Source organism: Lacticaseibacillus brantae DSM 23927 (assembly GCF_001436115.1).
GTDB classification, from domain to species: domain Bacteria; phylum Bacillota; class Bacilli; order Lactobacillales; family Lactobacillaceae; genus Lacticaseibacillus; species Lacticaseibacillus brantae.
In genome coordinates, this window is the sequence record NZ_AYZQ01000001.1 from 38590 (window position 1) to 58649 (window position 20060).

The following is a 20060-nucleotide window of genomic DNA, read 5'->3' on the forward strand; positions in this document are numbered from 1 at the left end:
TGCATCAAAGAATGGTTAATCGCAAAATGATTGAATCGCTTAGATGATGCGGAGGTGAAAAAATGAGCTCAGCAACACTGGTCTCGATAATCCTCGCAGTCATTGGGTTAGCGGTTGGTATATTGATTGGAGTATCGCTTCAGAAACGAAGCCACGATAAGGCAATGCAAGCAGCAGGACAAACTGCTACGGGAATTATTGAGACAGCTAAAAAAGAAGCAGCAACACTCAAAAAAGAGACACTGCTTGAAGCAAAAGATGAAACCCACCAGTATCGTAGCCAAGTTGAAGATGAGTTGAAAGAACGACGTAGCGAGGTTCAAAAGTCTGAACATCGCGTATTGCAGCGGGAAGAGACACTCGATCATCGTGAAGAAACGCTTGACCGTAAGGAACAAAGTCTTTCTGATCGAGAAGTGAATTTAAATCAACGCCAGCAACAACTGGATGAACGTGAACAAGCTATTACCACCGAGATTGATAAGCAACAAGCTGAATTAGAACGGATTGCGGACTTAACGCAAGACGAGGCACGCGAGCAAATTCTTTCAACGACATCAGACGAACTCGCGCATGAACGAGCCGTCATGATTAAGGAAAGTGAACTTGAAGCCAAAGAAACGGCTGATCGCTCAGCCAAGGCATTGATTGCCGATGCCATCCAACGGAGCGCATCTGATATTGTGGCCGAAACAACAGTCACTGTCGTGAACCTACCGAATGATGACATGAAGGGCCGGATTATTGGCCGTGAAGGTCGGAACATCCGAACCTTGGAAACACTGACCGGGATCGATTTGATTATTGATGACACTCCTGAAGCCGTGGTTCTGAGTGGCTTTGATCCAATCCGGCGCGAAATCGCACGGTTGGCATTAGAGAAGTTAATTCAAGATGGTCGGATTCATCCGGCTCGAATTGAAGAAATGGTCGACAAATCCCGTAAAGAAATGGATGGCCGCATTCGCGAAATTGGTGAACAAGCCATCTTTGATACGGGAATCCACAGCATGCATCCTGACCTAATTAAGATTTTAGGCCGGCTCCATTTCCGGACGAGTTATGGTCAGAATGTGCTTGATCACTCAATTCAAGTCGCGAAGTTAGCCGGTGTCATGGCTGCCGAATTAGGCGAAGATGTCACCATGGCTAAACGTGCTGGCTTGATGCACGATATTGGTAAGGCACTTGACCATGAAGTTGATGGTTCCCACGTTGAAATTGGTGTGGAAATCGCCAAGAAATACAAGGAACCTGCAATTGTCGTCAATACGATTGCGTCTCACCATGGTGATGTGGAACCAACAAGTGTCATCGCTGTGCTGGTGGCAGCGGCAGATGCCATTTCTGCTGCTCGTCCTGGCGCCCGGTCTGAATCATTAGAGAACTATCTGCACCGGTTGGAGAAACTGGAAAGCATTGCCAATCGCCATGCTGGTGTTGATCATAGTTTTGCGATTCAAGCTGGTCGTGAGGTTCGCGTCATTGTGACACCGGAAGAAATCAACGATGAACAATCCGTTGTTTTAGCCCGTGACATTCGAAACGAGATTGAACATGAACTTGAATATCCTGGCCACATCAAGGTGACTGTTATCCGTGAGAAGCGGACTGTCGAGTACGCCAAATAGATGAGGTCAAGCAGCGATTCAACTAGTCATAGTTGGGTCGCTGCTTTTTTTGCGTGTTGTGCTTGTATCGCGGGGTTAGTATAATGAAAGAAGTTTACGAAAGCAGGTTATTAACATGCCGATGTTCAGTATTATTGTCAGCTTTGTGGTTACAATGCTGATTTCTGCCGCGATTACGCCGTTTGTCCGAAAGCTCGCCTTTGTTTTAGGTGCCGTGGATAAGCCAAACGCACGTCGGGTGAATACGAAAGCCATGCCGACCATGGGTGGGCTGGCCATATTTTTATCGTTCACCTTTTCGACGTTTGTGATTTTGCGGCCCCAATTTAACACGCACTTATTATTTTCCTTGTTTCTGGCGGAAACGGTCGTCATTATTACAGGGATGATCGATGATATTAAAGAATTAACCCCCCGGCAAAAGATGCTGGGGCTCACGGTTGCAGCGCTGATTGTCTACTTCCTCGCCGGCGTTAAAATGACTGAAGTAAACCTGCCATTTATGCATTTTAACCTTGGCTGGCTGAGTTTACCGGTCACCATTATCTGGATTCTGGCCATCACCAATGCCGTGAACTTAATTGACGGTTTAGATGGTTTGGCCACTGGAGTTTCAATCATTGCTTTGTTCACCATGGGTATCATTGGCTTTTTCTTCTTGTCAGTTGGCGAGGCAGGGACGCCGATTATGATTTTCACATTAGTCGCGGCCCTCGTTGGGTTTCTTCCGCATAACTTTCATCCGGCGAAGATATTTCTCGGTGACACCGGCGCACTCTTCATCGGCTTTATGCTGAGTGTCTTGTCTTTGCAAGGCTTGAAGAATGTCACCTTTGTGGCCTTAGTCATTCCAGTCGTGATTCTCGGGGTTCCAATTACAGATACCCTGTATGCGATTATCCGGCGGAAGCTGAATAACAAACCAATTACCCAAGCAGACAAGCACCATTTACATCACCGTTTAATGCAAATGGGCCTCAGTCATCGTCAAACTGTGCTTGTGATTTACGGGATTGCATTAATTTTCTCATTGATTGCTCTGCTGTATCCGCTCAGTACATTCTGGGGCAACATTCTCCTGACAGTGGCACTGATTTTCGGACTCGAATTGTTCGTTGAATCGATTGGACTTTTGGGACCGAATCGAGCACCTTTGCTTCATGGTATTCGCCGCATCGTCAAAAAGATGGCCCGGGATACCCCAAATTCAACTGAATAGTGGATCAATAACAAGGTCGCTCTCGTCAGGGAGTGGCCTTTTTACATATGGCAGCAGCATGAGAAAACTGATTTTTAAGGCTTAAATAATCTTATCGATTTTTGAAACATCCAATAAATCAGTCATTGTCGCTCACTGGCCCATTCCTTCAAAAGTTTGAACTTTCAGACATTATGCCACTAAAGCCTTTCCAACTTTTCAGGAATTGCACTTCGATTTTTGATTTTTTGAACGATAAACAATCAATAAATTTATTCCATGGTGTTCGCTTCTAATAAACCTATTACATTAATTGAAGCAGAACTAATTTATCAGTAAGATAACCCCTGTAATTAATGTGCACTGTTTGTCATCATCAGAACGATGACACGGATATCTATAGGGGGAACTATCGTGAGTGTAATGAAAATGGGTCGGCTGTGGCGCCAAATAGTGAGCCGGGTGACGATTGTGGCTGCAATGCTGGGCTTAACCGCTAGTGTCGCTGCACCAATCGCAGTGATGGCGAGCGAGGCCTTGAGTGCTCAAGCCAATTTTGTGCTGCCAGATGGCTATAAGCAAATTGATGGGGCTAATGGGTCATGGAAAATCGTGCCGACTAAGAACTATGAAAATCAGGCCAATGCGAAGAGCCTTGATTTGGTGCCAGAATCAGAACTAGCGACGGCAATACCAGAGCGCCTGCAGGGAATGTTTAACCAATATTCGGCCGTTGTCTTCGGGTCGGCTTCAATCAAAAAAGGCGGTGCTAATACGGCTGATCCGCGCCTGGCCGTTGGCGGTGACATCCAATTGAATGCTGATTCATTTCAACCGCTTGCCGCCAGTCAGCCGACCGTTATCGGTGGTGATTTATACGAACAAGGGAACATCAGCAGTGTTCGCTCAGCCTCGTTAGGGACTGGCCCAATTGTGTTTGCCCCCGGTCACGGGATTACGGGTAAGGGGAAGATTTCTTCGAGGCTTCAGGCCCTGCTAAACAATCACCAAGTCTTTATGACGAACCAAATTTCACCTCAGTATTTTGACCATTTGAAGACTGCAGCTAAGACGATGTCGGCTAGTTTTGGCGAGGCTGCCACAAAGGTAGCTGATGCCTCGAGCACCACGGACTCGCATAGTCGGCGTCTGTTTCAAGTGGATGATGCGCATTACAATGCCGGAACCAATGCGTATTATTTTAATGTGGATGCGAGTGAGTTTGAGAAAGCCAATGGGGCACTGGTCTTTTCGGGCCAGACTCATCCAAATGCGAAAGTTATTGTGAATATTCAATCAGAGAACAACGCTAATACAGAGCTTAGTTTGAATGGTTGGCAAATTCTCAAAACAGACGGGTTTAGTGCTGACGCCAAAGACGTCATCTTAAACTTCTCGCAGGCGACGACTTTGGATACTGAGAATACTGGAAACTCGTTACGAGCAGCTGTTACCATCTTTGCACCGAATGCTGCCGTGACTGAAACTGATGTTTTTCCAATCGGGACGTTTCTAGAATCAAACGCGAGTGATGTGAACCCCTTTGAACCTGTCCAGGCCAAGGCTCTGGTTCAATATTTCAATGTTGACACTGGCAAACAAGTTGGGGATTCAATTCCGGTCAGCGGCGAAGTTGGTGCGCCAATCAATCCGAATCATACTTTACAAGAGAATCCGGATGTCAATCGGTATATCGTGAAGAATCCAGGCGTGCTCGATCAAGCCACTTTTACTGGTGGCAATCAGATTATTGTCGTGAACCTTTCTGCGCGGTATGAACAGAAATTGATAGCGTCAAAAGTGATTCGCCATATTTATCAAGACATTGATGGCAAGCGCATATCCCTGACTGACCAAGAGGTCACATTTGATGGGACAGCCCGGATTGATCGAGCAACTAATACTGTCCAAGAAGATTGGAACAAAAGTGAAGACCATTGGGATGAGTATGTTCTACCAGCCAAACCGGGTTATACGCGACACATCAAAACGGCTTCGAGTCAGCTGTTGCATTCCCGCCGTCAAGCTGCGGATGACGTTGCAGTCGTGCCAGCACAAACGGTTTATCCCCATTCGCTAAACGTTAATCTTTTTGCTGAATATTCACCTGTCAAGCCAGATCCTATTACCACTGGCACTGTAAATATTCAGTATCGCGTTGACGGTCAGTTGGTTAAGAACGATGTTGAAAGTGGGAAAGTTGGCGACCGCGTCGCGTATAGTCCTGAGGCGACTATTGCTGACTTTGAACAGCAAGGTCGGCGCCTGATTACCAACACATTTCCTGACAATGCGACCTTTGCAGAGAATGCTCAGACGTTTGTTTTAGAATTTGAGACGGTCAAAGTCCCAGTCCCTCAAACAGGCGTTATCAATGTGACCTATGTAGCTGGCAATCAGATTCTCAGAACTGAGAGTCAGCACGGTCTGGTGGATGCGCTGGACGGTTATACAACGGCCGGCACGATTGCGACATTTGAACAACAGGGTTATCACCTCGAGTCTGACGGATACACCAATCACGGGCGGGTTTTGTTTACGAGCAAACCCCAAACCTTTGTGGTAAAGCTTGAAAAGGCAACGACTCCGGGTGACCCTTCAAAGCCCGTTGAACCTGGAAAACCAACTACGCCTGAGCAGCCTGGAAAACCAGAACAGCCAAGCTTTCCTGCTGTGCCACTGGAACCGAGTCTGCCTGTTGTGGAGGAACCGGGGACTGGGACTAAGCCAGAACAACCAGGTTCCGTTCAGACGCCAGCCCAACATCCAGCGTCTGCAAAGAACATTTCAGACGCGCATCGGCAATTGCCACAAACAGGGAATCAAAAATCAGGCATTCTTGTTAGTCTGGGATTATTAGTTTTGTTAACGGTCAGCGGCTTTGCATTCAGCCGTTGGGTGATCACGCACAAATCATAGAAAAAAGCGAGTCGCTATAGCGACTCGCTTTTTGTGTCTAGCGGGACTTCACGGTAACTATCTTGGCCAATTTCAATGTGAACCTGGCCATTGAGTCGATCAGTGAGCTCAGTTTCAAGAATTGCGACACGATTAGCGTCGATGAATAGCTGGACAGTGACGACATCAGTGTACGTTGTCTCGGCAATTGGCTGATTAGCTTGTTCAAGAAAATTCTGCACGGTGCCTAACTGGGCATAGGTGATATGAAGGCTGACATTTTTTTGCAAACGGCGTTCAACGAGTCCGATGTGATGAGCAGCTTCACTGACGCTATTGGCGTATGCCCGAATGAGCCCCCCCGCGCCGAGTTTAGTGCCACCAAAGTAGCGAGTCGTGACCGCCACGACGTCTTTCAGATGCATTTGTTGAATGACTTGTAACATTGGCACGCCGGCAGTGCCAGTGGGTTCGCCGTCATCAAAAGCTCGCTGAATTTCATCATGCTCGCCGAGTACATACGCGGCGACGTTATGGGTCGCTTTGTATTGCTTCTTCTTAATTTCAGTAATGAAAGTTTGTGCAGCCTCGTCGCTCTTGACGCGGGCCATTTGGCAGATGAACCGCGATTTTTTCTCACTGAACTCGTATTCCCCGTCATGGGCAATCGTAATATACGGTGTCATTGGCGTAATCTCCTTTGAGGTGATCCAAATGGATTTAAATGGGCGGCAATTAAGTGAAGGTGAAGTGGCCCGGTTAATGCTTTCAGAGTCTAGTTTAGCACATGTCCAAAGGGTGCCTGCCATCATCGGCCGGGGGCAAAAGTTACAGTGTCAGCGATGTGGTTCGCAAGTATTGGAAGCTTTACCTAATGGGCAGCATTATTGTGCGAGTTGTGTGAATTTGGGGCGCATCACTGATCAGGATAGCTTGTATCGGTGGCCGGCTCAGCCAATGACACAAAATGGTACTCTTACCTGGACAGGACACTTGACGCCAGAACAAGCGCAGGTGAGTCAAGCTCTCATTGAAAGTGCCATGCAAAGGCATGACCACTTATTGTGGGCTGTCACCGGTGCCGGGAAAACCGAGATGCTTTTTCCAGTCATTGCCCATGCTTTAGCAGCCAATCAGCGCGTGGTCATTGCTTCACCGCGAATTGATGTCATTCTGGAATTAGCGCCCCGCTTGCAGGCAGCCTTCGCGCATCTCCCTATCGCCGTGTATTACGGTGATAGCGGAGAGCAACCTGAAAGCCAGCTTGTTTTGGCAACGACCCATCAACTTCTGCGTTTCTATCAGGCGTTTGATTTGACCATCGTTGATGAGGTGGACGCTTTTCCATTTGCCGCTAATCCCATGTTAGCTTTTGCGGTTAAACAGGCCTCTAAAGGAGCGGTAATCTACCTCACAGCGACGCCCAGCCAGGAGCTAATCAAACGTGTGCAAACAAAGACATTGGCTGTCAGTTATTTGCCGCGGCGATTTCACGGGGCACCCTTACCAGTGCCAAAAATTGCGTTTGGGCGTCATTTTCAACGAGTGCCGGCCAAAGTCAGACGGGTGTTGCTTGAGACCGTTGCTTCCGGTCGCCAGGTGCTGGTGTTCGTTCCCCAGGTTGACTGGTTACCGGTGATTGAACGATTAGTCGCCAAATTAGGCCTATCTGTCGCGTCAGTTCACGCCCAAGACCCAGAACGGGCGACAAAAGTCCAAAATTTTCGCCACCACGTATGGCAATGCTTGGTTACGACCACTATCTTGGAACGCGGCGTGACTATTTACCGCTGTGGGGTGATTGTCCTCCAGGCAGACAGTGCTTTGTTCAGTGCGGCCGCCTTGATACAAATGGCCGGCCGGGCGGGTCGCAGTGCTGATAGTCCAGATGATCCAGTCTGGTTCTTTGCCAGTCACTATACGCGGTCATTAGCCACAGCAACAAGTCAAATTGCGTTAATGAATCGGAGGGGCCAACATGCGCTGTCGACTGTGTAACGCTGCCATGAGTGGCAATCTTCAATTGAGTGACTTGGCTTGGCGGCCCTACCAGCGGCTTCACCTGTGCCAGCGGTGTTTACGAACTTTTGAGATCCTTGTCGATCGACCAACTTGTCCTGGTTGTGGTCGGGCCAATGATGGCGCACTGTGCCAGGATTGTCACCGTTGGGAGCAGCAAGGGGAGACACTATTGCACCATTCCGCCTTGTTCACTTATAACACCGCCATGAAGGCTTTCATTCAACAATATAAGGGCTTAGGTGACTATCGGCTGCATGATGCCTTTGCGGGCATGTGGCCCCACTGGTTGCAACATTGGACTTTGGTGCCAATCGTCAGCGAACCGGGGCATTTGGACCGTCGGGGATTTGATCCCGTGTTGGGCTTATTCGCGGACTTGCCGTTGCGGCAGTTGCTGGCAAAAGCAGCCACAGACAAGCCGCAGGCCCAAAAGACGCGAGCCGAACGGTTACAAACGCCACAGTCATTTGCGGTGGTTCAGCCAGTGTCAGGAATTAAACAAATTCTATTGCTTGATGATTTGTATACCACGGGCCGGACACTGTACCACGCCAAAGACGCTTTAGTGGCTGCTGGTTTTCAAGGAAAAGTCCAATCCTTTTCACTGATTCGCTAAAGAATTCACAGCCTATTAATTGTTTTAGCACAGCGGGTTCGCTATACTATAGGTACAAGGTTGGAAGGGCTTCATAGCCCCGAAAACCGGCGTATGGCATAGTGTCATGCGAACGAAAGGGGAGAAGTTTTATGCTAACATACAACGTTCGTGGCGAAAACATCGAGGTCACCGAAGCAATTCGGAGTTACGTGGAGAAACGTATTAGCAAGTTGAACAAGTTCTTCAACGATTCTGCTGACGCCATTGCCCACGTGAACTTGAAGGTGTATTCCGATAAGACGGCTAAGGTTGAAGTCACAATTCCTCTACCATATCTGACCTTGCGGGCCGAAGAAACAAGTCCTGACCTCTATGCCAGCATCGATTTGGTGACTGACAAGTTGGAACGGCAGATTCGCAAGTTCAAGACCAAGATCAATCGGAAGTCTCGTGAAAAAGGCTTTGATCAATTTGACTTATCAGTGCCTGCAGTTGATGCTGGTGCGGATAGCAATGAGGACGAAAGTGATGGCGACAATTTAGCAGTCGTTCGGACCAAGCGAGTTTCATTGAAACCAATGGACTCCCAAGAAGCCATTTTACAAATGGACATGTTGGGCCATAACTTCTTCATCTTTGAAGATGCCGACACTAATGGAACAAGTATTGTCTACAAGCGTCGCGACGGCCGGTACGGTCTGATTGAAACCGACGAATAATTGTGCGGTGTGGGCGTTTGCTCACCCCTTTATAACCTGCAAATCGGTGTTTTAGATTTGCAGGTTTTTTCTGCCGAAAAGTCGCTTTTATTCCCAGAAAATCACTTGACTTCTCACTCACGAAAATGTTTCAATCTAATCCAATCAATGCTAGAATGTACTAGATACTGTATGGTATATAACTATGGCTGACTGGCCATAAGTGTTGCACGACTTAGACTTACGATGAGAGGGCTTTTTAAAACATGGCGAACATTTTACGCAACTGGGTCGAAAACGACCAGCGCGAAGTTAAGCGCATCGGCAAAATTGCCGACAAAGTTCAAAGCTACGAAGATGAATATGCTGCATTAAGCGATGAAGATTTACAAGCAAAAACTCCGGCCTTTAAAGAACGACTGGCCAATGGTGAAACCCTAGACGACATTTTACCTGAAGCTTTTGCGGTTGCCCGTGAAGGTGCCAAGCGCGTGCTGGGTTTATTCCCATTCCGCGTCCAGATTATCGGTGGGGTTACCTTACATGAAGGTAACATTGCTGAAATGAAGACCGGCGAAGGGAAAACCCTGACCGCGACCATGCCGGTTTATTTGAATGCGCTCGCTGGCAAAGGGGTTCACGTGGTCACAGTTAACGAATATCTCTCCAGTCGTGATGCGACTGAAATGGGTGAGTTGTACAACTGGCTCGGCCTGACTGTCGGCTTAAACTTAAACTCTAAGAGCAGTGACGAAAAACGCGATGCTTATAACGCTGACATTACCTATTCCACCAACAGTGAACTTGGGTTTGATTACCTGCGGGACAACATGGTGGTCTATAAGGAACAGATGGTTCAACGCGAATTGAACTTTGCGATTGTCGATGAAGTTGATTCCATCTTGATTGATGAAGCGCGGACCCCACTGATTATCTCTGGCGGTGCTGAAAAGTCGACCGGGATGTACATCCGGGCTGATCGCTTCGTGAAGCAATTATCTGAAGATGAAGATTATAAGATTGACTGGCCGACTAAGACCATTTCTCTGACTGAAACCGGGATTCGCAAGGCTGAACAAAACTTTGGCCTTGATAACCTCTATGACACCGAGAATACGGCTTTGACTCACCATTTGGATCAATCATTACGGGCGAACTACATTATGCTCAATGATATTGATTATATGGTTCAAGACGGTAAAGTCTTAATCGTTGACCAATTTACTGGTCGGGCCATGGAAGGCCGGCGTTTCTCTGATGGCTTGCACCAAGCGATTGAAGCTAAGGAAGGCGTTGAAATCGAAGACGAAAGTCAAACGATGGCCAACATCACCTACCAAAACTTCTTCCGGATGTACAACAAGCTGTCTGGGATGACTGGGACTGCAAAGACCGAAGAAGAAGAATTCCGCGAAATTTACAACATGAATGTGTTGTCCATTCCCACAAACCGGCCAGTGATTCGGGTCGACAGTCCTGATTTGCTCTACCCAAGCTTGGAATCCAAGTTTAATGCGGTGGCTGATGATATTGCAGAACGGCATGCGGCCGGTCAACCAGTCTTGGTTGGGACAGTGGCGATTGAATCGAGCGAACGTTTGAGTCAAATCCTTGACCAGCGTGGGATTCCACATACTGTCTTGAATGCGAAGAATCACTTTAAAGAAGCTGAAATTGTGATGAATGCCGGCCAAAGAGGCGCGGTCACGATTGCGACCAACATGGCTGGGCGTGGGACTGATATTAAGCTTGGCCCTGGGGTCAAAGAAATTGGTGGCTTAGCTGTCCTAGGGACTGAGCGTCACGAATCCCGGCGGATTGATAATCAGTTACGGGGTCGCTCTGGGCGGCAAGGAGATCCAGGTGCAACTCAGTTCTACCTGAGTCTTGAAGATGACTTGATGAAGCGGTTTGGTTCTGAACGGATTAAAGCGTTCTTGGATCGAATGCAAGTGGCTGACGATGATCAAGTTATCCAAAGTCGGATGGTGTCACGTCAAGTTGAAGGTGCGCAAAAACGGGTTGAAGGGAATAACTATGATACCCGGAAGAACACCTTACAATACGATGACGTGATGCGGGAACAACGTGAAGTCATTTACGATCAACGGCAACAAGTCATCCGGGAAACTGGCGATTTGAAACCAGTTTTGATGGCAATGATTAAGCGGACTATTACTCGAATCGTCCAAACTCATACTCAAGGAGATCAGAAGAACTGGGACTTACAAGCCATCTATGACTATGCCATTACGAATATGGTCAGTGAAGACAAGATTGCCTTGAGCGACCTTGAGGGCAAAACCAGTGATCAAATCATTGACTTCTTGATGGGCTTAGCTGAAACGAACTATGAAACCAAGAAGAATCAACTTGCTGACGAAAGTCAAATGCTTGAATTCGAAAAGGTTGTCATTCTGCGGGTGGTTGACTCCATGTGGACCGATCATATTGATGCCATGGATCAATTGCGGCAGTCAATTGGCTTGCGTGGTTATGGCCAAATGAATCCGTTGGTTGAGTATCAAGAAGAAGGCTTCCGGATGTTTGAAGAAATGATTGCAAACATTGATGAAGACGTGACGCGCCTGTTCATGAAGGCTGAAATTCGTCAAAATATTCGTCGCTAATGAATAAAGGGGCCACTAAAACGTCACGTTTTAGCTGGTCCTTTTCAATTAAAGGAGAATTTAACATGGAAATTGCTCAAATGCGCAACACCTTGGCCGATATGCAGGCCAAAATTAATTCATTTAGGGGGTCACTTTGACCTCGATGCCTTGAACGAGCGCATCGCCGAAAACGAGGGCCGAATGGCCGAACCGGGCTTTTGGGATGACCAAAGCACGGCTCAACAAGTGATTGATGACAACAATGCCCTTAAGGCGAAGCATGACCGATTTATTGCGATGGCAGACGCCTTGGCCGACCTGCAGGTGAGTTTTGAGCTGATTCAAGAAGAACCTGACTCGGAACTGGAATCAGAATTTGTTGGCGATTTAGAAGCCTTAAATGAGCAACTTGATCAGTATCAGATGCAGCTGCTGCTGAATCAACCCTATGACCACAACAATGCGATTCTGGAAATTCATCCGGGTGCTGGTGGGACTGAATCCCAGGACTGGGGCTCGATGTTATTGCGCATGTATGAACGCTGGGCTGATCAAAATGGTTTTTCAGTGGAAGTAGCCGATTATCAAGCCGGTGATGAAGCTGGGATTAAAAGCGTGACGCTGCTGATTACGGGTGAGAACGCGTACGGCTTCTTGCGGAGTGAACGCGGCGTGCATCGACTGGTGCGAATTTCGCCGTTTGACGCGGCTGGCCGCCGTCACACATCATTTGCTTCTGTCGATGTGATGCCAGAACTGGATAATACCATTGACATCGACATTCGCCCTGAGGATGTGAAGATGGATGTTTTCCGTTCAAGTGGGGCTGGTGGACAGCACATTAACAAGACTAGTTCGGCGGTGCGGCTGACCCATATTCCCACGGGGATTGTTGTTTCCAGTCAGGCACAACGCTCTCAATTCCAGAACCGGGATACCGCGATGGCAATGTTAAAGGCAAAGTTGTACCAGCGTGAGCAGGAAGCCAAAGCTCAAGAGGCTGCTGCCATTAAGGGCAGTCAAATGGATGTCGCTTTTGGCTCTCAAATTCGTAGTTACGTGTTCCATCCCTATACGATGGTGAAAGATCACCGCTCCAATTATGAAACTGGGAATGGCCAAGCAGTCATGGACGGCGATCTCAATCCATTCATTGATGCGTACTTGCAGTGGGAGTTGTCCCAGCAGAATCCGCAATAATCGCCGAATTAGCTATAATTTGGTAGAATGAGTGTGGGTTAAAGCTAAAGGAGGCGCAGTATGACCAAAACAAGTCGGACAAAGCGGTGGGTCATTCGAATCATCCTCATGCTCGGTGTGATGGTTGGTCTGGCCCTTGTTTTCAATGAGCAAATCAAAATCTTCGTGATTCAACAATTGTCCTCCCGGACAGTGGAAAAACTAGACGGGAGTGATATTCAACGCAATACCAAACGCAAAGCGAGTTTTGATTTTAAGGCGGTCAAAGCGCTTGATGTCGGGACGGTGGCCCATGCTGCGGTGACAAACAACCCAAATGCGATTGGCCAAATCGCGATTCCTGATGTGGGGATGCGCTTGCCGATTCTTAAGGGGCTAGCCAATGACAACTTGGCGCAAGGGGCGGGCACAATGAAGCCCACCCAAGTTATGGGCCAGGGTAATTACGCGTTGGCTGGTCATTACATGACGAATCAAGGTGTCTTATTCTCCCCGCTCAAAGGGGTTAAAACTGGCGACTTTGTTTATCTGACGGACAAGACCAAGGTTTACACCTATCAGGTCACACTCAAGAAAGTTGTGTATGAGGATCAAGTCCAGTGGATTGACGACGTGTCAGGCAAACAATTGCTGACGCTGGTGACTTGTGCATCGCCAACTGAAGGCGAGACCGATCGGATTATCGTGCGAGCAACGTTGACCAAGGTCGCAAAGGCGACAACTAAGACGTTATCAGTTTTTTAAAAGCTTCTAAAAAGCAGGCATTTCCGCTTCATTGGCGGTAGATGTCTGCTTTTTTTGTGGATATGCGCGGTGAAGATGGTCAATTACGCGTGGACGTTTTATAATTGTTGAGATGACTTTTTGTCACCGCTCATGGCAGCGGGCGGCGTGTTATACTAAATGCAACTATTCTGGGAGGTTGACCTATGTGGTGGCTAGCAAGTATCAGTGTTTCAATTCTCGCACTTGGTGGGTCATGGTTTTGGGCCAATCGTCGAGTGGCCAAGGAACGGCAACAATTTCGCACCGCCATTCATCGCCAGCAACTTGAACTCTGGCCAGGTTTATTGTGGGGGATTGTTGCTAGTGTCATCACTAGTGGTATTGCCGTTAGTCTTGGTGTGATGTTGCCACAAGCCATTGGCTTAGGCTTAATGGGCATCAGTGCGGTCACCTTTCTGCTCGGTGGCCTCACGTTTAGTCCCGCATGGCTAGGGCTTGCAGGCTTGGTTTACTTCTGGCCAGGATTACAACTGGGAATCAATTGGATCCCTGGGTTTGCTAGCTTGATCGGCTTAATTGCTTTGGCCCAAGCAGCTCTGATTCGGTTTGGCCGTGTCCCGGTAGCCTCACCATTTGTCCGAGAAAGTAATCGCGGGCGCCTTGTTGGGGGGTACCGCTTCAGACAATTCTTCTGGTTCCCGTTGGTATTGCCCATTCCTGGGAGCTGGTTTGCCGCCCTCCCATTTTGGAACACCTTACATATCACGGCCCCGCGCTTCAGTTTGATTTGCCTACCAATTATTTTAGGGGCTAGTTTCGCGAGTCGCAAACAGTTGCCCGATGCCGCATGGCGTTTTTGGCCGCGCCAGTTTCTCTTTGGCGCGCTCATGGCGTTTGCCATTAGTGGCTTGGCCTACTTTGATGTCCTTGAAGCCAGTTGGAGCCTGGGATTGTTGGCGGTGGCGGCATTGCTGTTGGGCGTCAGTCTGTGGCGCACGCATTTTAAGGGACAACCCCAGCTGACGCAAACTGAATCGGGTGTCCGCTTATTGGCAGTCGTGCCCAATACACCGGCCGCTAAAATGGGGCTTGTCGCAGGGGATTTAGTGTTAACTGTCAATGGCTTGGCCGTGTCAGATAACGCTAGTCTATATGCAGCAGTCCAGAGTAGTCCCACTTATGCACGCTTGAAAGTGGCGCAACTGGATGGCGAAATTAAATTAACCGAGGCGGCGATTTTTGAAGGTGCCCCACACGAACTCGGCATGATTACATTCCCGGAGGAGACGCATCAATGAAGAAAATTCTTATTGTCGACGATGAACCGGCAATTTTGACTTTGCTGAAATATAATCTCGAAACTGAAAACTATGACGTGACGACGGAAACTGATGGTCAGGCGGCCTTAGATTTAGCGCTGAACAATTCATTCGACTTCATTATTTTGGATTTGATGTTACCAAGCTTGAGTGGAATGGATATTACCCGCCGCTTGCGGCAAGAACGTATTGACACACCGATCATGATTTTGACTGCCAAGGACAATGAAACCGATAAAATCGTCGGTCTCGAGCTGGGTGCTGATGATTATGTGACTAAGCCGTTTTCGCCGCGGGAAATTATTGCGCGAATCAAAGCGATTGAACGGCGCGCTGCCAGCTCGGTGCCGACCAGTCCAACCGATGGCAATCGGATTGTCATTGGCGATTTAGTGGTCGATGAGCAGAATTTCAACGCCACGATTCGGGGCCAACGGCTGCATCTGACCCCAAAAGAATTTGAATTACTGGTTTATTTTGCCAAACGTTTGGGCAAAACGCTCAGTCGAGATGCCCTCCTGAATGGCGTATGGGGGTTTGAATATCCTGCTGCCACCCGCATGGTTGATATTCAAGTGAGCCATCTGCGTGACAAGATCGAAACTGATCCGAAACACCCCGAGTATATTAAGACGGTCCGTGGATTTGGCTACCAAATGGAGGTGCCTAATGCGTAAAACCACTACCAATCATGTCTTTTCTCTCAGTCTGCTTGCTGTAGCAGGCTTTTTTTGCCTGCTGTTGGCGATGAGCCACGTACTAAATGTCTCGCAGACCCAGGCGCTCAAAACGATTTATGCGTTGAGCCAGGATAATCAGTTAGCGGCCAAAGATGGCACTGTTGTGACGCAAATCGGCGCCAAAGCAGCGGGGACCACTCAGAAGGTCCTTCAAGACACGGCCAACCGCGCGCAACATCCCAAAACATTCACGACTTCAGTAACATTAGCCAATCAACGCCAACTGGCCTATTTTGTTCGGACAAACACAGGTTACACAGTTGTGACGCAACCGCAAGCAGGCTTGTGGGCCACGGACGGATTGGCGATGACCCTATGGAGTCTGGGTTATTTCGTCATTGTAGGGGCGCTAATTGTTCGCTATGCCACCCGCCGGCGCCGGTTTGGTGAAGTGCTCGGCCAATTGACCATGAACCTTCAGCGAACGCGACAACATGCTGCGCCAGAGCCCGTCATTGTTAATCCCAATGAACCGCTGGGACCACTGGCAGAAGAGGTCAATCTGCTGAACACAGAAATGGGACACCTCCGGCAAAAAGTCGCACTGCGTCAGGTGAGTTTTGACCGATTGATCAACCATCTCCCCTTGGGGGTCATGTTGATTGATACGGATCGTGAAGTCGTGCTGAGTAATGAAGCGATGGGCTCAATGCTCGGCCATCCGATTGAAGCGCATCGCCATCCGTACGTTGATGACGTCAAAACGTACGCGTTAGCCCGGATGATTGAACATACTTTCCGAAATGAGAAGACGCACCATCAAGAACTTGAGTTGATGATGAGTCAAAAAGCAGTTGATGCTTCAGTGGTCAGTCTGAACCCCGGGACCGACCAGTTTCAAGCCCTGGTGATTCTCTATGATGTCACTTATCTCAGGCGGATTGAGCAAATGCAGATGGATTTTGTTGGCAATGTTTCTCACGAACTTAAAACGCCAGTGACTTCGATTACTGGCTTCGCCGAGACCTTGTTAAACGGGGCGAAAGATAATCCGGAAACCTTGACCCAATTCTTGCAAATTATTTACGACGAAAGCCGCAGACTCACACAATTAATTACAGATATTTTGGCGCTGAGCCGTTCTGAGTCGGGCACCACTCATGTCAGGTCGTTCAATGTGCTTGAGTTGGTCAACCAAACTTTAGGCAGCTTAGATCAAACCGTTCAAGCTAAGAAACTACAAGTGACAGTGACGGTTGATCCAAATCTGACCCTTAAGAGCGATAGTGTGAAGGTGTCGCAAATTGTCCGGAATCTGTTGAATAATGCGGTCTTTTACAATCGAGATGGTGGCCAGGTGACCGTTCACGCCGAGATGCTGGCCGGTCAATTCAGGTTGTCGGTGCAAGATACCGGTATTGGGATTGAAACTGATGAGCAGCAGCGAATCTTTGAGCGGTTCTATCGTGTTGATAAGGCCCGCAGTCGCAACAACGGCGGGACTGGATTGGGACTGGCAATCGTGGCTGAATTAGTTCGTAGTCTGGACGGGTCTGTAAGCGTGTCTAGTCAGCTGGGGGTCGGGACAACCTTTACTGTGACATTGCCATTGAGCGATTAGTAATCATTAGCGCCCGGGGGCTGCCTCCGGGCGCTTTTTTGTCTGAGTGTATCAAACGGCCAAGCAGCGATTTGCGCGGTATAATTAGGTTGTGAATGAGGGAGCTTTTACGTGATATTTACATAGCAACAGCAGAAGCTTTACACAGCATTGGTACACTGGCGATAGTGTAAAAAATGGAGGGCTTTTCGTGAAAAAATGGCTGAATTTGGTACTTATTCTCGCGGCTGGGTTGATGCTCACCGCTTGTGGTGCCCAGAGTCAAGGTGAATCAATTACGGCAGTGGGCTCAAGTGCCTTACAACCGCTCGTTGAAGCGGCTGCCGAACAATATCAAACCGACCATTTAGGGGTTTTTATTAACGTGCAAGGTGGCGGAACTGGGACTGGCTTAAGTCAAGTGCAGTCTGGTGCTGTGGCGATCGGGAATTCTGATTTGTTTGCAGAAGAAAAGCCTGGCATTCAGGCTAGTCAATTAGTCGATCATCAAGTTGCCGTTGTCGGCATTACACCGATTGTGAATAAGGGTGTTGGGGTCGACAATGTGAGCATGGCCGACTTGCGCCGGATTTTTACCGGTGAGGTGACCAATTGGAAACAAATCGGTGGAAAGAATCAACCGATTGTTGTGGTGAATCGGGCTCAAGGTTCTGGCACCCGGGCCACCTTCGAACATTGGGTGCTTAATGGGCGCCAGGCTGTGCCCGCTCAAGAACAAGATTCCACCGGGATGGTGCGGTCAATCGTTGGCAGCACGCCAGGAGCAATTTCTTACGTGGCCTTTTCCTATGTTGATAAAACTGTTCGAGAATTGAAGGTTGATCAAGTCGCACCGACAGACAAGAATGTTACGACCAATACGTGGAAAATCTGGGCCTATGAACATATGTACACGAAGGGCCAACCCAAGGGCTTGACCAAGGCATTCTTAAATTACATTCTCGATGCAAAAACGCAAGATAAGCTCGTTCGGAAGATGGGCTATATTCCAGTCACTGATATGTTGGTTCGCCGCGATGCGACTGGCAAAGTCATTAAGTAAAGGAGGGTGACACATGGATCCAATTCGTGAAGCAATGTTAAAACGCTCTCGCTCAGCCAAATTGGAACGGCGCGGGCGGCTCATCAGTCTTTTTTGTATCGGACTGATCGTGGTCATTGTCGCCGGTATCTTTTACTTTGTCGCTTCCAAGGGTTTAGCGACTTTCTTTAGCGACGGTGTCAATCTCTGGGACTTCTTAACCCATTCAGTTTGGAGCCCAGGGGTTAAAGACGCCCATGGTAGCCCGCAGGTTGGGGCTTTACCGATGATTGTGGGTTCTTTTGGGGTGACGTTCTTGTCTGCCATTATTGCGACGCCGTTTGCGGTGGGCGCAGCAGTCTTCATGACCGAAATTTCCCCTAAAGTTGGCCGTAAAATTCTCCAACCGGTCATTGAATTATTGGTTGGGATTCCTTCTGTTGTTTATGGGTTTATTGGGTTATCTGTTGTGGTGCCTTTCATCCGTAGTATTTTCGGCGGGACTGGTTTCGGGATTCTGGCGGGGACATTTGTCCTCTTCGTCATGATTCTGCCAACCGTGACGTCAATGGCGGTTGACGCATTACGGGCAGTGCCAAGTCATTATCGCTCTGCATCCCTGGCCTTAGGAGCGACCCGCTGGCAAACGACCTGGCGCGTTGTTTTGAGAGCAGCGACGCCTGGTATTTTGACTGGGATTGTCTTTGGGATGGCGCGGGCTTTTGGTGAAGCTTTGGCCGTGCAAATGGTCATTGGGAACGCGGCCTTGCTGCCAAATAACTTAGTCTCACCAGCTTCAACACTGACGTCTGTGTTAACTAGTGGTATTGGGAATACGGTCATGGGCTCACTCGAAAATAATGCGCTTTGGTCACTCGCACTACTGCTGCTTTTGATGTCATTATTCTTTAACATCATGATTCGTTGGATCGGGAAGAAGGGGGAATTGAAATGAATCCGAAACAAGCTGACAAGTTGGCAACTGGCGTGCTCTACACCGTTGCCGGCATTATCATTGTAATTCTCGCCAGTCTGTTGGGCTTTATCCTCTTTCAAGGGTTACCCCATGTCTCCTGGCACTTCCTGACCAGTCCGGCTAGCACGTTTGAAGCCGGTGGTGGGATTGGAATTCAACTTTTTAATTCCTTCTACTTGCTTTTACTCGCGATGGTCATCTCAGTGCCGATTGCGATCGGCGCCGGTATTTACTTGGCTGAATACGCAAAGAAGAATTGGATTACCGATTTAATTCGCACCTCCATTGAAATTCTGAGTTCGCTACCGTCGGTGGTTGTTGGCTTGTTCGGATTCTTAGTCTTTGTGCTGCAGTTCAAAATGGGTTTCTCGATTCTGTCTGGGGCGTTAGCTTTGACCGTGTTCAATCTGCCATTGTTGACGCGCAACGTTGAAGACTCCTTGCGTCAGATTCACTTTACGCAACGAGAAGCCGGGTTAGCCCTGGGCTTGTCCCGGTGGGAGACGGTTGTGCACGTGGTTATCCCAGAAGCGTTACCTGGGATCATTACCGGGATGATTCTCGGTGCGGGGCGGGTCTTTGGTGAAGCGGCCGCCTTGATTTACACCGCCGGACAATCAGCCCCAGCCCTTGATTTTACGAACTGGAATCCACTAAACATTGCGAGTCCGCTGAATATTTTCCGGCCGGCTGAAACATTAGCGGTGCATATTTGGAAGATTAATTCAGAAGGGATTCAACCTGATGCGGCCGCCGTTTCGGCTGGTGCATCTGCTGTTTTAATTTTGGCTGTCCTCTTATTCAACCTGGTTGCGCGCTATGCTGGCAATCGATTGTATAAAAAGATGACCGCAAGCTAG

Annotated in this window: 16 protein-coding genes; 15 read left to right on the plus strand and 1 reads right to left on the minus strand. The window is 48.5% G+C overall.

Annotation, left to right across the window (positions count from 1 at the left end; all coding sequences use genetic code 11):
- The first annotated feature begins 62 nt into the window (after positions 1–62).
- From rny to FC34_RS00220, 3 genes are all read left to right on the plus strand, one after another.
- On the plus strand, positions 63–1631 hold the full coding sequence (rny, locus tag FC34_RS00210) for a ribonuclease Y (RefSeq protein WP_057893371.1): 1569 nt from the start codon (positions 63–65) through the stop codon (positions 1629–1631).
- Between the two features lie 121 nt (positions 1632–1752).
- The gene (locus FC34_RS00215; RefSeq protein ID WP_057894118.1) at positions 1753–2850 is read left to right on the plus strand and encodes a glycosyltransferase family 4 protein; all 1098 of its coding nucleotides are present in this window, start codon (positions 1753–1755) and stop codon (positions 2848–2850) included.
- A gap of 402 nt (positions 2851–3252) precedes the next feature.
- Positions 3253–5748 (plus strand): mucin-binding protein, encoded by a 2496-nt coding sequence (locus tag FC34_RS00220; protein ID WP_235803389.1) that lies wholly within the window; start codon positions 3253–3255, stop codon positions 5746–5748.
- A gap of 14 nt (positions 5749–5762) precedes the next feature.
- Here FC34_RS00220 and FC34_RS00225 read toward each other — a convergent pair whose 3' ends face one another.
- On the minus strand, positions 5763–6413 hold the full coding sequence (locus FC34_RS00225) for a YigZ family protein (RefSeq protein WP_057893373.1): 651 nt from the start codon (positions 6411–6413) through the stop codon (positions 5763–5765).
- 28 nt (positions 6414–6441) lie between these two features.
- Here FC34_RS00225 and FC34_RS00230 point away from each other — a divergent pair, with 28 nt between their 5' ends.
- The 12 genes from FC34_RS00230 to pstA all read left to right on the plus strand — a co-directional run bounded on the left by FC34_RS00230 (position 6442) and on the right by pstA (position 20060).
- Positions 6442–7725 (plus strand): ATP-dependent helicase ComFA, encoded by a 1284-nt coding sequence (locus FC34_RS00230; protein WP_057893374.1) that lies wholly within the window; start codon positions 6442–6444, stop codon positions 7723–7725.
- 193 nt (positions 7726–7918) lie between these two features.
- Positions 7919–8365: a ComF family protein gene (locus FC34_RS00235; protein WP_235803377.1), complete on the plus strand. Its 447-nt coding sequence runs from the start codon at positions 7919–7921 to the stop codon at positions 8363–8365.
- Between the two features lie 131 nt (positions 8366–8496).
- Entirely contained in the window at positions 8497–9066 is a 570-nt protein-coding gene (gene hpf / locus FC34_RS00240) for a ribosome hibernation-promoting factor, HPF/YfiA family (protein ID WP_057893375.1), read from the plus strand.
- 245 nt (positions 9067–9311) lie between these two features.
- On the plus strand, positions 9312–11675 hold the full coding sequence (gene secA, locus FC34_RS00245; protein ID WP_057893376.1) for a preprotein translocase subunit SecA: 2364 nt from the start codon (positions 9312–9314) through the stop codon (positions 11673–11675).
- 65 nt (positions 11676–11740) lie between these two features.
- A protein-coding gene (gene prfB, locus FC34_RS00250) for a peptide chain release factor 2 (protein WP_157052192.1) occupies positions 11741–12857 on the plus strand; the annotation gives its coding sequence in 2 pieces (ribosomal slippage) (positions 11741–11812 and positions 11814–12857; 1116 coding nt in all).
- Positions 12858–12917: 60 nt separating this feature from the next.
- Positions 12918–13601, plus strand: coding sequence for a class A sortase (locus FC34_RS00255; RefSeq protein ID WP_057893378.1), 684 nt, complete (start codon positions 12918–12920; stop codon positions 13599–13601).
- 185 nt (positions 13602–13786) lie between these two features.
- The gene (locus tag FC34_RS00260; RefSeq protein WP_057893379.1) at positions 13787–14881 is read left to right on the plus strand and encodes a PDZ domain-containing protein; all 1095 of its coding nucleotides are present in this window, start codon (positions 13787–13789) and stop codon (positions 14879–14881) included.
- A complete protein-coding gene (locus FC34_RS00265) occupies positions 14878–15579 on the plus strand; it encodes a response regulator transcription factor (protein WP_057893380.1) in 702 nt (233 codons plus the stop codon). The genes FC34_RS00260 and FC34_RS00265 overlap by 4 nt, the downstream gene beginning before the upstream one ends.
- Positions 15572–17203 carry a two-component system histidine kinase PnpS gene (gene pnpS / locus FC34_RS00270; protein WP_057893381.1) on the plus strand — a complete coding sequence of 544 codons (1632 nt, stop codon included), beginning with the start codon at positions 15572–15574 and terminating at the stop codon, positions 17201–17203. Before FC34_RS00265 ends, pnpS begins: the two co-directional genes overlap by 8 nt.
- Positions 17204–17393: 190 nt before the next feature.
- Positions 17394–18245, plus strand: coding sequence for a phosphate ABC transporter substrate-binding protein PstS (locus FC34_RS00275; protein WP_057893382.1), 852 nt, complete (start codon positions 17394–17396; stop codon positions 18243–18245).
- A 13-nt stretch (positions 18246–18258) separates the two neighbouring features.
- Positions 18259–19179, plus strand: a complete 921-nt coding sequence (pstC, locus tag FC34_RS00280; protein WP_057893383.1) for a phosphate ABC transporter permease subunit PstC — start codon at positions 18259–18261, stop codon at positions 19177–19179.
- Positions 19176–20060, plus strand: coding sequence for a phosphate ABC transporter permease PstA (gene pstA / locus FC34_RS00285; protein WP_057893384.1), 885 nt, complete (start codon positions 19176–19178; stop codon positions 20058–20060). Before pstC ends, pstA begins: the two co-directional genes overlap by 4 nt.

Excerpts from the sequence above, each read along its gene's own strand:
- pnpS (WP_057893381.1), top strand. The coding sequence starts at position 15,572 with ATGCGTAAAACCACTACCAATCATGTCTTTTCTCTCAGTCTGCTTGCT.
- FC34_RS00230 (WP_057893374.1), top strand. The coding sequence starts at position 6,442 with ATGGATTTAAATGGGCGGCAATTAAGTGAAGGTGAAGTGGCCCGGTTA.
- FC34_RS00265 (WP_057893380.1), top strand. The coding sequence starts at position 14,878 with ATGAAGAAAATTCTTATTGTCGACGATGAACCGGCAATTTTGACTTTG.
- pstC (WP_057893383.1), top strand. The coding sequence starts at position 18,259 with ATGGATCCAATTCGTGAAGCAATGTTAAAACGCTCTCGCTCAGCCAAA.
- rny (WP_057893371.1), top strand. The coding sequence starts at position 63 with ATGAGCTCAGCAACACTGGTCTCGATAATCCTCGCAGTCATTGGGTTA.
- pstA (WP_057893384.1), top strand. The coding sequence starts at position 19,176 with ATGAATCCGAAACAAGCTGACAAGTTGGCAACTGGCGTGCTCTACACC.
- FC34_RS00225 (WP_057893373.1), bottom strand. The coding sequence starts at position 6,413 with ATGACACCGTATATTACGATTGCCCATGACGGGGAATACGAGTTCAGT.
- FC34_RS00220 (WP_235803389.1), top strand. The coding sequence starts at position 3,253 with ATGAAAATGGGTCGGCTGTGGCGCCAAATAGTGAGCCGGGTGACGATT.
- hpf (WP_057893375.1), top strand. The coding sequence starts at position 8,497 with ATGCTAACATACAACGTTCGTGGCGAAAACATCGAGGTCACCGAAGCA.
- FC34_RS00255 (WP_057893378.1), top strand. The coding sequence starts at position 12,918 with ATGACCAAAACAAGTCGGACAAAGCGGTGGGTCATTCGAATCATCCTC.
- secA (WP_057893376.1), top strand. The coding sequence starts at position 9,312 with ATGGCGAACATTTTACGCAACTGGGTCGAAAACGACCAGCGCGAAGTT.
- FC34_RS00260 (WP_057893379.1), top strand. The coding sequence starts at position 13,787 with ATGTGGTGGCTAGCAAGTATCAGTGTTTCAATTCTCGCACTTGGTGGG.
- FC34_RS00215 (WP_057894118.1), top strand. The coding sequence starts at position 1,753 with ATGTTCAGTATTATTGTCAGCTTTGTGGTTACAATGCTGATTTCTGCC.